Annotated in this window: 15 protein-coding genes and 1 riboswitch; of the genes, 5 read left to right on the top strand and 10 right to left on the bottom strand. The window is 35.8% G+C overall.

Annotated features, from left to right (window positions below):
* Positions 1-137 precede the first annotated feature (137 nt).
* Positions 138-296, bottom strand: coding sequence for a hypothetical protein (locus RCG20_RS02405; RefSeq protein ID WP_308182637.1), 159 nt, complete (start codon positions 294-296; stop codon positions 138-140).
* Positions 297-420: 124 nt separating this feature from the next.
* Between RCG20_RS02405 and RCG20_RS02410 the strand changes: the two genes are divergently transcribed.
* Positions 421-1,200, top strand: coding sequence for a GNAT family N-acetyltransferase (locus RCG20_RS02410; protein WP_308184272.1), 780 nt, complete (start codon positions 421-423; stop codon positions 1,198-1,200).
* Between the two features lie 147 nt (positions 1,201-1,347).
* Here the strand turns inward: RCG20_RS02410 and ltaE are convergent, their stop codons facing one another.
* Both ltaE and RCG20_RS02420 read right to left on the bottom strand, forming a co-directional pair.
* Positions 1,348-2,370 carry a low-specificity L-threonine aldolase gene (gene ltaE / locus RCG20_RS02415; protein ID WP_308184273.1) on the bottom strand — a complete coding sequence of 341 codons (1,023 nt, stop codon included), beginning with the start codon at positions 2,368-2,370 and terminating at the stop codon, positions 1,348-1,350.
* 347 nt (positions 2,371-2,717) lie between these two features.
* On the bottom strand, positions 2,718-3,056 hold the full coding sequence (locus RCG20_RS02420) for a YmaF family protein (protein WP_308182638.1): 339 nt from the start codon (positions 3,054-3,056) through the stop codon (positions 2,718-2,720).
* Between the two features lie 357 nt (positions 3,057-3,413).
* Here RCG20_RS02420 and RCG20_RS02425 point away from each other — a divergent pair, with 357 nt between their 5' ends.
* From RCG20_RS02425 to RCG20_RS02435, 3 genes are all read left to right on the top strand, one after another.
* Entirely contained in the window at positions 3,414-3,617 is a 204-nt protein-coding gene (locus RCG20_RS02425) for a DUF1657 domain-containing protein (RefSeq protein ID WP_308182639.1), read from the top strand.
* Between the two features lie 73 nt (positions 3,618-3,690).
* On the top strand, positions 3,691-3,897 hold the full coding sequence (locus RCG20_RS02430) for a DUF1657 domain-containing protein (RefSeq protein ID WP_308182640.1): 207 nt from the start codon (positions 3,691-3,693) through the stop codon (positions 3,895-3,897).
* A gap of 18 nt (positions 3,898-3,915) precedes the next feature.
* Positions 3,916-4,776, top strand: coding sequence for a DUF421 domain-containing protein (locus tag RCG20_RS02435; RefSeq protein WP_308182641.1), 861 nt, complete (start codon positions 3,916-3,918; stop codon positions 4,774-4,776).
* Positions 4,777-4,820: 44 nt separating this feature from the next.
* Here RCG20_RS02435 and RCG20_RS02440 read toward each other — a convergent pair whose 3' ends face one another.
* The 4 genes from RCG20_RS02440 to RCG20_RS02455 form a co-directional block, all read right to left on the bottom strand.
* Positions 4,821-5,789, bottom strand: a complete 969-nt coding sequence (locus RCG20_RS02440; protein WP_308182642.1) for a DMT family transporter — start codon at positions 5,787-5,789, stop codon at positions 4,821-4,823.
* Positions 5,790-5,804: 15 nt separating this feature from the next.
* Positions 5,805-6,011: a DUF2164 domain-containing protein gene (locus RCG20_RS02445; protein ID WP_308182643.1), complete on the bottom strand. Its 207-nt coding sequence runs from the start codon at positions 6,009-6,011 to the stop codon at positions 5,805-5,807.
* Positions 6,012-6,212: 201 nt separating this feature from the next.
* On the bottom strand, positions 6,213-6,845 hold the full coding sequence (locus RCG20_RS02450; protein ID WP_308182644.1) for a nitroreductase family protein: 633 nt from the start codon (positions 6,843-6,845) through the stop codon (positions 6,213-6,215).
* Between the two features lie 149 nt (positions 6,846-6,994).
* Positions 6,995-7,813 carry a YitT family protein gene (locus RCG20_RS02455; RefSeq protein WP_308184274.1) on the bottom strand — a complete coding sequence of 273 codons (819 nt, stop codon included), beginning with the start codon at positions 7,811-7,813 and terminating at the stop codon, positions 6,995-6,997.
* Positions 7,814-8,146: 333 nt separating this feature from the next.
* A riboswitch (Lysine riboswitch) is annotated at positions 8,147-8,336 on the top strand.
* A gap of 99 nt (positions 8,337-8,435) precedes the next feature.
* Between RCG20_RS02455 and RCG20_RS02460 the strand changes: the two genes are divergently transcribed.
* A complete protein-coding gene (locus tag RCG20_RS02460; protein ID WP_308182645.1) occupies positions 8,436-9,890 on the top strand; it encodes an amino acid permease in 1,455 nt (484 codons plus the stop codon).
* Positions 9,891-10,022: 132 nt separating this feature from the next.
* On the opposite strand, the gene uvrC is transcribed toward RCG20_RS02460, so the two are convergent.
* The 3 genes from uvrC to RCG20_RS02475 all read right to left on the bottom strand — a co-directional run bounded on the left by uvrC (position 10,023) and on the right by RCG20_RS02475 (position 13,977).
* Positions 10,023-11,801 (bottom strand): excinuclease ABC subunit UvrC, encoded by a 1,779-nt coding sequence (gene uvrC / locus RCG20_RS02465; RefSeq protein WP_308182646.1) that lies wholly within the window; start codon positions 11,799-11,801, stop codon positions 10,023-10,025.
* A gap of 246 nt (positions 11,802-12,047) precedes the next feature.
* Complete coding sequence (locus tag RCG20_RS02470; protein WP_308182647.1) at positions 12,048-13,301, bottom strand: sensor histidine kinase; 1,254 nt, start codon at positions 13,299-13,301, stop codon at positions 12,048-12,050.
* Positions 13,285-13,977: a response regulator transcription factor gene (locus RCG20_RS02475; RefSeq protein ID WP_308182648.1), complete on the bottom strand. Its 693-nt coding sequence runs from the start codon at positions 13,975-13,977 to the stop codon at positions 13,285-13,287. Before RCG20_RS02475 ends, RCG20_RS02470 begins: the two co-directional genes overlap by 17 nt.
* Positions 13,978-14,296: the final 319 nt, after the last annotated feature.

Raw genomic sequence — 14,296 nt, forward strand, 5'->3', positions numbered from 1 at the left:
TTATATCGAAAATCCGCCCCTATTTGTATTATTAACCCTTAAAAGTCGTAAATATGTGCTTTGCTTCACAATTAGTGGCAATCTTCGGCACTTTATAAATCCAAAAAAAAACTGCCTGGTTTTCAGGCAGTTTTTTTTTAGCTTGGATCAACCTCATCGAATGATAAAGTTGTAACACTCGTAAATTCCCCTTTTTCAATTTCTTTTTCTGAGGCCTTTTGTTCTAATTCTTCTTGATCATCCATTCCAGGGGCGATTGTTGGTTCATTTTTTCTAAATCCTTTTCTTTTGGACATTCTGTTCGACTCCTTTCCGCCTATATTTTTCCTTACTTTTTTCATACTATTCTTTAAAATATATTGAATTTTCCTTTTAATTTAATTAATCTAATGGAATAGGTATGAGGGAGGTTAGGATTTGATGAAAAAACTTTCAAAACAGGATCATGAAGACGTTATGGCCTTTTTAAGCGAGGAACCATCGATTAATTTATTTATTATTGGAGACATTGAAGGTTTTGGCTATGATACTGATTTTCAGGAATTATGGGCGGAATATGATGACCAAGAGGAAATAAAAGCTATTTTACTTAGATTCTACCAATCGTTTATTGTCTATGCCAAAGGTGACTTTGATGTTCAAGGATTTGCAACCATCATGTTGAATCATTCAAAAACCGTTGTTTTATCTGGCAAAGCAGATATAGTAGAAAAATTTGAAAATATCGAAGGACTAACTCTTGGTAAAAAACAACTCACTTATTTTGCCGAATGTCGTTCAAGTGATCTCCTAGGTACTACCTCAATAGAAATGAAACAAGCTACCTTGAATGATGTTGACCAAATTATTAATCTTCGTAAAACTATCAGTGAATTTCATGTCCAAGAGGATGCTGCGGAGATCTTAAGGAAATCAATGGAAACGAAAACTGGCAGAACATATTACACAGAGAATAAGGGTTTAATGACAAGTTGTGCTTCAACAACAGCTGAGAATTCCTTATCCGCAATGATTGTTGGGGTATGCACCAGAAATGAAAATCGCTGCCAAGGACTTGCCACTGCCATTATGCAACGATTATGTAAAGAGATATTGGACGAAGGAAAAGTTCTATGCTTGTTTTATTCAAATCCGGAAGCAGGTAAAATTTATAAAAGGCTTGGATTCAAAGATATAGGAATGTGGACGATGTATCGATAAGGAAAACAAAGTGCGCTGTTAGCCTCAAAAAGCAATGAAGAGCAATAATAGTGGCGTAATTATTTTTATATATGCACGAAAAGAATTTATGGATATTAATTCTTCTCACCAAAAAGATCCTCCATTTGAGGATCTTTTTACACTAAATTATCTAATTGCTTTTTCAATGTTGGCAAGTGCTTTTTCAATTTCCTCTTTCGAAACATCAAAATGGGTCACAAATCGTACAAAATAATTTCCAAACGTTCCGGCTAGAACTCCTTGGCCTCTTAACCTTTCGACAAATTGGTCAGAATTCATATTTTTACCACGCACATCAACGACAATTATATTGGTATCAATCTGATTAGCTACATCTAAACCAGAAATATTTTGAATACCTTCCGCCAATCGACGTGCATTTTCATGATCAAGGGCAAGGCGGTCCTTCATTTTTGTTAAGGCAATCAGACCAGGTGCTGCAATAATGCCTGACTGTCTTAAGCCTCCACCCAGCCTTTTTCTCCATTTTCTTGCTGCTTTAATAAATTCTTCACTTCCAGAAAGTATCGAACCTACTGGTGCGCCAAGACCTTTTGAGAGACAAATTTGCACCGTATCACAATATTGAGTGAAATCTGTGACAGGTCTTCCAGATCCAGCAGCTGCATTAAACAGTCTTGCCCCATCAACATGTACAGGAATTTGATGTTTTTTTGCAATAGAGTAAATTTCCTTCATATTTTCTACGGGAATAATGGCTCCCCCTGCACGGTTATGCGTATTTTCTAGACAAATTAAGCCCGTTTCTGGATAATGCTGATCCTCACTGCGAATGGCCGCTTCTATTGCAGCTGGGTCCATTGCACCCCTTATACCCGGAATTGTTCTTGTTTGTACACCAGCAAAAGCAGCAACAGCTCCCGATTCATAATAAAAAATGTGTGATTCATTTTCTAGTATAATTTCATTTCCCGAACGGCAATGTGTTAAAACGGAAACTTGGTTGCCCTGCGTACCGCTAGTAACAAACAAGGCTGCTTCTTTCCCTAATATTTCCGCTGCTGTTTCCTCTAATTTTTTTACAGTCGGATCCTCACCATAAACATCGTCACCAACTTCAGCCATGTAAGCAGCTTTTCTCATTTCTTCAGTTGGCTTTGTTACAGTATCGCTTCTCAAATCGATCATATTCATTTTCCTTCCTATGTACATATTTAACTTAAATAACTTCATTCATTTTAATTCATCCGGCTTTAATCTTGAAGTATATATATAAAAATATCGAAAATTTCTTAAAAGTAAGACTTTGTTAAAATTAAAAAAGCTTACAACTGGGCTCTTCTTGTATTTATATCCCAGTTCTTATTAAACGTATATACCTAGTTCAATCAAAAAAGGAACTTACATAGCAAAAAACCCTTTAATAAAGCAAAAAATGGCTAGCAAATCATCGGACAATTTGCTAGCCATTTTCCATTTTATTTTCATGTTGTACTAGGAAACGGAATCTGTAATCTTAAGAGAAGTTCTTTGCTTTATTTTGTCCCGGGAGAAGGTTGATCTATTCCTTTAACATGGTGACTATGTCCGTTATCCTCGGTTGTCTGGAATTCGTAATAGTGAACATGCATTCCGTTGCCGACAGGAATTGCTGGTCCTGACCAGGAACGATAATGGTGATTATGCCCTTCCTCAAACAAAACATATCCTTCTGTATAATGGATATGGCTGCCATCCTGTGACATAGTTGGTGGAAATGTAATATCCAAACACTGATGCACATGCCCATCGGTAACACCTGTATAGTCTACAGAACCATGGTTATGATTTGGAACGAATCCATTTACAAAATCATCCTTGCCTATATTCTTCATTTGTCCACCCCTTTTTCAAAATAGCCCAATGCTACACTATATGCATATATCACTATAAAAAATGTAAATATATAAAGCTTTATTTTTAAGGCTCTTTTCTTAAACTTTGTTGCTATTTGAAACTAAATTAGAATGGGATTCCAGTTTACCGATGAAAACCGTAGGAAGCTTTTAAGAAAAGAGCACGATACTATTGCTATTTCGGGTTTTTAGACTAGGTACGAAAAATAACACTCTATGCGAAAATAGCCATTTTTAAAAAAGCATCATCTTCAATAAATTGCCAGCACATAAACAAGTAAATAATCGGCATACTATTTTTGTAATTCAATCATAAATGAAAGAGGGATTATTTAAATGACAGTAGGAACTCAAGTAAAACAAGCACTCGCAGGTCTAAAAAGCGCGCAAGCTAGCTTTGAAACGTTTGCATTAGCAACCGATAATCAAAATGCAAAACAACTTTATCAACAAGCTGCACAACAAACTCAAACAGTTTTAGATACCATCGAACCACGATTAAAAGAAATTCAAGCAGAAGAACCTCAATACAATCAATAAATGGGGCAAATAGGTTGGCAGCCATGCCAACCCATTTTTTCATTTTCTATTGCAAAATAAAGGAAGTGGCACAATGACAATCGTATCAAATGTAAAGCAATGCCTTACAACTGTAAAAGGAATAGAAGCAGAGTTATCATCACTTGCATTAAATTCCCTTGATGAAAATGCAACAAAAGCCTTCCATATGGCAATGCTAAAGATGGGTGACATTAAGGATGATCTTCAAACCCGCGTTTATGAACTCGAACGAGAAGAACCGCAATATAAAGGGTCTTAAATCTGAGGTGAAAAAATTATGCCAGGTTGGGTTATTATTTTAAGTCGTTCTATTATATTTTTAATACTTTTATTACTCACAACAAAAATGCTTGGAAAGAAACAAATCTCAGAGCTTTCTTTCTTTGAATATGTTTCTGGCATTACAATTGGAAGTATTGCCGGTGAGGCCATCACTGGTTTAGAAAGTAATTTATTTCATGGAGCACTTGCTATTATCTTTTTTGGGGTTGCAACATTATTAGTGGATATTCTATCTTTAAAGAGTAAATCATTCCGTGATATGGTCGAAGGACGAGGCACAGTTATTATAAAAGACGGGAAAATTTTAGAGGAAAATATAAAGAAAGAGAAATACACAATCGATGAAGTATCAGCTCTACTTCGACAAAAAGATATCTTTCGATTCGCCGATGTTGAATTTGCTGTTCTTGAGCCGCGAGGGACTTTAAGTACACTATTGAAAAAAGAAAATCGACCTTTGACTCCAAAAGATTTGCAAATGAAAATGCCTAATGAAAAAGAGCCTCAAACGGTAATAATGGATGGGAAAATTTTAGATGAAGCACTTAGGTCATCCGGAAAAAGTAGACTTTGGCTGCAAATGGAATTAGAAAAACTTAACGCAACACTTGATAATGTTTTTTTAGGGCAGGTGGATTCATACGGGGGGTTAACCATAGATATTTATGATGACAAGCTTAAAGTTCCTTCTCCGCAGCAGAGACCACTTTTAATGGCGATGTTGAAGAAAACACAAGCCGATTTAGAGTCATTCTCTCTTGAGACAGAATGTGAGAAAACAAAAGCCATGTATAAAAGAAATGCGAAAATTATGCAGGAAACAATCAAAAAACTTGCCCCCTACCTTAATGATTAACGTAAAGAGATCCTTATCAATTGAAAATGATAAGGATCACATCATTATGCACTTGCCTTTTTGATTTTTGGAATACTGCGTTTTTGGGATACAAAACTATGCAAAACCATCCCAGTCATTACAAGAACGATTCCACCCCACGATAGCAGTGAAGGGACCGCAGATTTCAAAAGAACCAGTTCTCCAATAAGAGCAAATAATACTTCCATTGACTGGGTTGCTTCCACTGCAGCAAGTTTTTGCATATTTCCCCTAACCTGGTCTGTTGCCTGGAAGAATAACACAGTTGCAATTACCCCCGAGGATATAGCTACAAAACCTGATTGAATCGATTGATCTACACTTGGCGGCCCATCAACGATAACACCATAGATTGATAAAATAATCCAAAATGGTACACTTGCAAGTGTCATCCCTAATACCCGTTGATACGTATCAAGACGTCCCTCACAGACATCCATCATTTTTCTATTTCCAAGAGGATAGGCAAATGAGGCGATAACAATAGGGACTACTCCATAAATAAAATCGAGAAGCGTGAGGTGGTTAGCCTGTTCTACCTGCATTAGAATAATTCCTGCTATTATAATGACTGACATACTAAGTCCCTTAAAGGGGATTTTGCCTTTTACCTGTATTGGCCCCTTTTCACCCATAATGGTTTCTGAAAAAAGTGGAGCTAGCAAAGAACCCGAAATAATTGTAATTTGCCATGTCGAAGCAATCAACCATCCAGGTGCATATGCTGCAGAGAAACAGATTGGAGCATAAAATAACCCAAATCCAATTGAACTCCATAAAAGCCATTTCCCCGGCTGCTTCTTTATTTCCATAATCAATGGTTTAAAATTTTTCCTAACCAAAACAAGCACAAAGAGAAATGGGATCATAAAGAAATACCTCAGTGAAGCACTCCAAATCCAGCTGCCACCAGCAAGATCCATCTTTCTATTCAGGATAAACGTAAAAGCAAAGAAGAAGGCGGCAAAAATGCCTAAAATAATAGGACGCATTATACCCTCCTCCTTCTAATTAACTTTCTTTTCCAGCATATAAAAGTCATCTTCAATTGATGCCATTTTTTCTCCCATTAACGTTCGAGCATCCTTAATGGCTTCATTGTAAAAATGTGGTCCTAAATGGCTTTTAAAGAACTCTAACACATTTTCTGCAGCTAGATTTCCAATTTCCTCATTTCTCTCCTCATAAAAAAAACGTTGAATATCAGCTATCATTTTATCTTTTTGTTGTTTTGTAAATTTAATAAACAGGGGAATCTCTCCTTTTTCTAAGTAATTATTTCTATTTTCCTTTAAAAAAGAGAAACCGGCAACTGGTTTCTCAAAAATTCGTACATATTCTGATTCCTAATTATTTACTAACGAGCAAATAAAAATAATCTATCTATAAAATGAATTGCTCTTATGAACGTTTTTTTAAACGTATTTCAATAGAACATCTTCCAATGGGAGCCTCGTTGTTGAGTGAGCAGGTTCCATCGCTTTTCCTAAAGGTATAAGGACTATTGGGAAAAAACGTTCAGGTATTTCAAATTTCTCCATGAATTTCTTTTTATCAAATCCACTCATTGGAACAGTATCATATCCTCTATCTTTTGCTATTAGCATAATTTGCATTGAAATGAGACCCGCATCATAAGTTGCAATGTTTTTTCTTATTTCATTTGGTGCATTTGAATATAAGTTGACAGTATTATCAATCATTTTTTTTGTATTTTCTTCTGTCATGAAACCTGATTCATTTGCACTTTTAAACACTTTTTCTGCACTTTTATGCATTTCTATATCACCTAAAACGGCAATTACAGCTGATGCTGTTTCCACCTGTTCTTGGTTATAAGCAATTGCTCTTAATTCTTTTTTTGATGTTTGATCTTCGACAACAATAAACCGCCAAGGCTGCAAATTACTAGATGATGGTGCAAGTATTGCTTCTCTCAGCATATCTTCAATCTCTATTCTTGGTATCTTATAAGTTGAATCATATTTTCGAACGGAATGGCGCTCCTTAATAATTTCAGTTAAAGATTTAGATGAAGCATTAGTCATTGATTTATCCTCCCAAATGATCCACAGCTTACTTTAAGTAAGTCAATTTCAATCATACTATTTATTGCAGCCATACATCAAGCATGATGTATTATATTTTAAAATAGAAAAAACTTGCATTATTTAATCTTTAGCAAGTCTTTCCTTTTCTATTGTGGACTTTTCTTATGAAATAAACCCATTACCTCAATTGTTTGGGTAATATTGACAAAGGCTCCTGCATCAACCTCTGCAATAAATTTTTTTACATCTTGGAGCTCGTAACGGGAGATAACAATAAATAAGATATTTCTTTTATCATTTGAATATCCGCCTACTCCATCCATAATTGTCAAACCACGATATAAATTGGTTAATAAATGTTGTCTCATTTCCTCGCCCTTATCGGTGATGATCATTAGAGTTAGTTTAATATGATGTGTGTATAATGCATCAACAACTTTACCAGTAGCGTAGATAGAAACCATCGTATTAAGAGCTTTATCCCAATCAAATAAAAATCCACTTATCACAATGACTACTGCATTCATACTTGACATTATTAGCCCCAGCGGAAAATCCTTACTCCTCGAAACAAGCATTCCAATAATATCAAATCCCCCAGTTGATCCGGAACAGCGTAAAACAATTCCGACTCCAAGTCCCGTCAATGCACCTCCGAAAATAGAAGAAAGAATGGCATCTTCTGCAACCGCATGTACTGGAATAAAATAAAGGCCAAACGAAATAATCATTACAGAAAAGACTGATTTCCAGATAAACTTTTTGCCCAATAGTTTATACCCTATGATTAACAAAGGGAGATTCAAGAGAAAATTAGCTACACCAGTATTAAGTGGAGTAAGCATTCCCAAAATCATCGATATTCCATTTACACCACTGCTTAACACTTGATGTGGAATTAAAAATAAATTATATGCTATTACAACAATAAATGATCCAAAAATAATACCAAAAACCTGCATAATATCCCCCTGCAACTACCTATGTCTATCTTAAAAATAATACAGATTCACTTCGCTGATGTAAATTTAAAAGTATTTTACAAAAATAATTATTAGTCTGTATTTTCGTATCTGTGCGGTTTTAATTATAAAAATGTTCTTAAAAGGTTTTATATAAAAAACTTGCCGATTAGCAAGCCCCTAAGGGCAATGATTAGGCGTAGTTGTCCTTATGCACTAGTAGAATTTATGGATATAAATTTCTGATTAGCCAAAAAAATATATTGACCTTTCCATTCAAAAAAATTATATTATATTAAGTGTATATGAACTTAATATGACAAATCCTCATCAAACCGATGAGGTAGAGGTCGCGGCTTTTATGAGTAGAATGGACGAGATGTTGAGAGATTGAAGACTCCGTTTGAAAGGAAAGGCTGCCGAAGTGTGTTTGACTCTTAATTCAAGCATGCTGGGTCTGTTTTCGAATAGGAACAGAACTGTCACGTTTTGCCTTACCAGTGAAACGTGTTGAGCTATCTTTCGGAAGGTATGATGCGGGGTATTGATATGCCACTCGATTCTACTCGTGTGGTATTTTTTATTCCCAAACTCCTTCCAGAATAAAAAAAAGGAGTACAAAATAATGCAAACAGCTACAGCAAGAAAGACAAATAATGAAGTGACAGAATTAAAACGAGGTCTTAAAGCCCGTCACTTAACAATGATTTCCCTTGGCGGAACGATTGGAACTGGTTTATTTTTAGCAAGTGGTGGGGCCATCCATACCGCAGGGCCAGGTGGAGCACTTCTTTCCTATTTATTAATTGGAATCATGGTTTATTTCCTTATGACAAGCCTTGCAGAAATGGGAGCATACATGCCTGTAGCTGGAAGTTTCAGCACATATGCAACAAAGTTTGTTGATCCATCACTAGGATTTGCACTAGGCTGGAATTATTGGTACAACTGGGCAATTACGATTGCAGCTGAATTATCAGCCGTAACCATGATTATGAAATTTTGGTTCCCACATACTCCATCATTACTTTGGAGCAGTATCTTTTTAGTTATTATGTTTCTATTAAATTATCTTTCAGTAAAAGGATTTGGAGAAGCAGAATACTGGTTCTCACTTATTAAAGTTGTAACTGTCATTATCTTTATTATTTCTGGAGCGTTAATGATTTTCGGGATTATGGGAGGTCATGCAATCGGCTTAAAGAACTTTACGATTGGTGATGCACCTTTCCACGGCGGTTTCATGTCAATGCTTGGTATCTTTATGGCAGCCGGATTCTCTTTCCAAGGAACAGAACTTCTTGGAGTTGCCGCTGGTGAGACTGAAAATCCAGCTAAATCTATTCCACAGGCTGTTAAACAAGTATTTTGGCGTATTCTTTTATTCTATGTTTTTGCGATTCTTATTATCGGATTAATCATTCCGTACACAAATGGAAATTTAGCAAGCGGCGATGTTACAGTGAGTCCTTTTACTCTTGTTTTCCAAAAAGCCGGCATTGCTTTCGCAGCTTCAGTCATGAATGCGATTATATTAACTGCAGTATTATCTGCAGGAAATTCAGGGATGTATGCTTCCACTCGTATGCTTTGGGATTTAGCACGCGAGGGAAAAGCACCAAAGTTTCTTGGTAAATTAGACAAACGTGGTGTTCCAGTAAATGCGTTAATCGTAACTTCACTTGTCGGCACTGTTGCTTTCTTTGCTTCTCTATTTGGAGATGGAACAGTGTATATCTGGCTCTTGAATGCTTCCGGAATGTCCGGCTTTATTGCATGGCTCGGAATTGCTATTTGTCATTATCGTTTCCGTAAAGCATTTGTTGCTCAAGGAAAAGACTTTAACCTTCTTCCATACAAATCAAAGTTTTTCCCATTTGGCCCAATCTTTGCCTTCGTATTATGTGGGTTCGTAGTGCTCGGACAAAATTATTCAGCCTTTATGGGTGACCATATTGATTGGAATGGTATTATGGTATCTTATATTGGTTTACCACTATTCCTCGTTTTATGGCTCGGCTACAAATATACAAAGAAAACTAAGATTGTTCCTTTAGATAAATGCGATTTAAATAATTAAAAAATTCTTCAAACCGGTCATTTTAACGATTGACCGGTTTTTTTCGTCTTTTGAATATCTAATCGCTTTAAATCGACCCCTTTAGCCAAAAAAAGCATGTCTGAAATTATTCAGACATGCTTTTTTATTGAATTAATTCTTCTGCAATTTTTCCAAAAGAACCTTCGCTGCTGACTCAGGTATCCCTAGTGCATGTACCTCTTCAACTGTGGCTTCCTTCATCTTTTTAACAGAACCAAAATGTTTAAGAAGCTCTTTTTTTCGTTTTGGGCCGATTCCAGCAATCCCATCCAACAGTGAGCTAAAGCTATTTTTACTACGTAGTTGACGATGGAACGTTATTGCAAAACGGTGCACTTCATCCTGAATTCGTTGTAATAAATAGAATGACTCGCTCGTCCGTTCAAGCGGTATTGTTTCAAGTGGATCACCAAATAACAACATCGATGTTCTATGCTTATCATCCTTAGCTAACCCTGCAACAGGAATATCTAAGCCTAGTTCATTTTCAAGTACATCTTTGGCAATTTCAATTTGTCCTTTTCCCCCATCAATTAACACTAAATCTGGAAGTGGCATTTTCTCTTTCAAAACACGCCAATATCGTCGCCGAATGACTTCTCGCATGGTTGCATAGTCATCAGCGCCTTCAACAGTTTTAATTTTATATTTACGGTATCCATTTTTATTGGGACGTCCATCAGTAAAGCTAACCATTGCGGAAACAGGATTTGTACCCATAATATTCGAATTATCAAATGCTTCGATCAGGCGGGGCGCAGGAATACCCATTGCTTCCCCTAGCAATTCAACCGCACCAAGCGTCCGCTCTTCATCCCTCGCAAGCAATGAAAACTTCTCTTTTAATGCTACTTTTGCATTTTTGTAAGCTAGCATGGTCAAATCCTTTTTATTCCCACGCTTTGGTACGAAGACGGGTATGCCTAACAAAGCTTTAATGGTTTCCGCATCAACGGAATCCGGCAGAAAAATTTCATTTGGTAGTAGATGATTTACGCGCTTATAAAATTGAGCAATATAGGACAAAAACTCCTCTGCTGGGTCATCGTAACAAGGAAAAATAGAAACATCCCGTTCAATTAACTTCCCTTGTCTAACAAAAAATACTTGCACACACATCCAGCCTTTATAAACAGCATACCCAAATACATCTCGATCGGTAAAATCAATGCTTGTCATCGTTTGTTTTTCAAGAGTGATTTCTATATTGCTAATTTGGTCACGGAATTCTGCTGCTTTTTCAAAGTCCAGCTTCTCAGCAGCACTACTCATCTTGTCAGTAAGTTCCTTCTTAACCGCTGCATGTCCACCATTTAAAAAGCGCGTGATTTTTTCGATCATATCAATATATTCTTGCTGACTAACATCCCGAATACAAGGACCGATACATAGCCCTATATGGTAATAAAGGCAGGCTCTTCCTGGTCGCCCATTACATTTTCGGAGCGGATAAAGCTTTTCTATTATTTTTTTCGTCTCATTGGCAGCAGTCACATTTGGATATGGGCCAAAATACTTTGCTTTATCATTCAAGACTTTCCGCGTAATTATCAACCTTGGGTGTCGTTCATTGGTAATTTTAATATACGGATATGTCTTGTCATCTTTTAACATGATATTGTATTTTGGATCATGTTTTTTTATTAAATTAATTTCCAGCAATAATGCCTCAACATTGGAGCTGGTAATAATATATTCAAAGTCAGTGATATCATTTACCAAACGTTGGGTTTTCCCATCATGTGAGCCTGTAAAATAAGACCGCACACGATTTTTCAGCACTTTTGCTTTTCCAACATAAATAATGGTTCCATTGGAGTCCTTCATCAGGTAGCAACCTGGCATATCTGGTAGTAGCGCCAATTTATTTTTTATAGTTTGATTGGGCATGATTCACACCTCCTACCAATTATAAGTATAACGAAAATACGTTCGTAAGCAAAGGAAATAACTGTCTATAGTTTTAAAAAGCCGATATCATTTTTCACGAGGAAAACTTGAGTAACGCTAGCATTTGCCCTAGCTGCACATTTGCGATATGAGTGCTGATTATTTAACAATAAAAGTTACTTACTTTAGTGTGTTAACAAAGATAAACATTTTTATAGGCTAAATAAAACCCACCCGCGGGTGAGTCTATTTAAAGCCATCTTTTATTGGTAATTTAATGATAAACTTTGTCCCTTTTTCTACCTTGCTTTCAACGCTAATATTGCCATGATGGGCATCCACAATCCACTTTGCAATTGATAACCCTAACCCCGTTCCACCCTCAGACCTTCTTCTACCTTTATCGCTTCTAAAAAAGCGATCAAAAATATGTGGTAAATCTTCGCTTGAAATTCCTATTCCCGAATCCTCAATGGTTATTTTTAAAGAGTTTATTTCCTTTTTACAGGTGATGATAAGTATTCCTCCAGAAGAAGTGAATTTTAATGCATTATCTAATAAAATGACAAAAAGTTGATGAATCCTCTCTTTATCACCCATGTAAAAAATGCCCTTATCTACCTTCCCCTCAATAGTAATATTTTTCATTGAAGCAATTGGTTCAAATTGCTCAATAATTAATTGAATCAATTCATCAATGGGAAAGATGGCAGGATTGATTAATTTTTCATTTGAATCTGATCTTGCTAAGGTAAGTAATTCTTCTACTAATTTATTTATCCTCTTTACCTCAGAAAGGCTTTTAAAAATTGTTTCACTTTCTTGTTCAATCGTATTTGCTGGATGTCTGAAAAGTAATTCTAAGTGTGTTTGAATGACAGATAATGGCGTTCGAAGCTCATGTGATGCATCAGCAACAAACTGTGATTGCTTTTCCCATGAACGTTGAATGGGTACCAACGCTCTGTTTGCTAAAATTAGACCTACAAAAAAAGATAAAACTAATCCGCCTGCACTTCCAAAACCAATCATGATTAACAAATTATTTAACATACTAACTTCTGGCTCAATGTTATAGACAAGCTGGATAAGCTTAACATGTTCATTATTTAAACTTCTGTTATTTGTTTTAATGGTTAAAATTCGGTAGGAATGGCCTTCAATCGATTGTGTTCTAAGCATTCTCTGATGATGAATTGGCGATAAATGGACAATATCTTTTTGGAAAAAGGCATTTTCAGGATAGCTTTTTAGTAAAACTGAGTTATTTCCCCAAAACAAATAGGAAACTCTTCGTTCAGATTCTCGTTCATTTTTTTCTTTAATATCATCCAGGTCATTGTGTTTAAAGACTTGTGCTTTTTCTGATAGTTTTTCATCAATAGAAGAAAAGGAGGTGCGATACATATAAAAATAAAGGCTCACCCCAAGGATACTCAAGATACAGAAGAAGATAAGAGTATACATGGAAACTAACCGTATTTTAGTCTTTCGAAACATCCTCATCGTCTCCCTTTAGCATAAAACCTATCCCACGTACTGTTTTGATAAACTGGTCGCATTGAAAAATTGCCAGCTTTTTTCGAAGATGGTGCACATACACATCAACAACATTTACCCCAGCTTCCGATTCAAAGCCCCAAATGCGATTAAAAATTTGATCCCTTAATAAAATTTGTTCTTTGTTTCTTATGAAAAATTCCAGTAGTAAATATTCTTTGACAGTTAAGTTTAACTTATGATCGTCAATATACCCATCATGTTCATTCTCATTGATTACTAATGGGCCATAAACCAATTCACTTTCTACATTTTCTCCCTTTCCCCGAAGAAGGACTCGTATTCTAGCCAATAGCTCCGCGGCTGCGAATGGTTTAATTAAATAGTCATCAGCACCCAAATCCAAACCTTTAACACGGTCTTCAACACTATCTTTTGCAGTTAGTAGGAGGATTGGTGTTTTAATTGCGCTTTCTCGTAATGATTTTACAATGGAAAAACCATCTAATTCGGGTAACATAATATCAAGTACAATCACATCATATATATTTTGTTTTGCAAGTTCAAGCCCATCGTACCCATTCAATGCGCGATCTGTTACATAATTTTCTTCATTTAAAATTTTTATAATTCCCTCCAAAAGGGCAAATTCATCCTCAACAACTAGTATTTTCATAACTTCCTCCAAGCCTTAAAGGTACCAAAAGTATCGATTCCAGTATTTATTAGAATTATACTCGTTTGGAATAAGGATACCGTTTATTTTTTAAAATTAGATTAAAAATTAGTTCGCATAATTAAATAATCTTTCCCACCACTTTTTTTCTAGTTTTATTAGTAGTCTTCATTCAAAAAATCATATAGAAAACTCGCTGATTGGCGAGCCCCAAAGGGCGATGACAGAGGCATAGTTGCACTTATGCACTAGCAGAATTTATGGATATAAATTCTGTCTAGCCAAAAAAAAGCACTATTCCAGTTATTAGGAATAATAC

Origin of the sequence: Neobacillus sp. PS3-40 (assembly GCF_030915485.1) — a bacterium.
In the GTDB taxonomy this organism is placed as follows: Bacteria; Bacillota; Bacilli; order Bacillales; family Cytobacillaceae; genus JAUZPL01.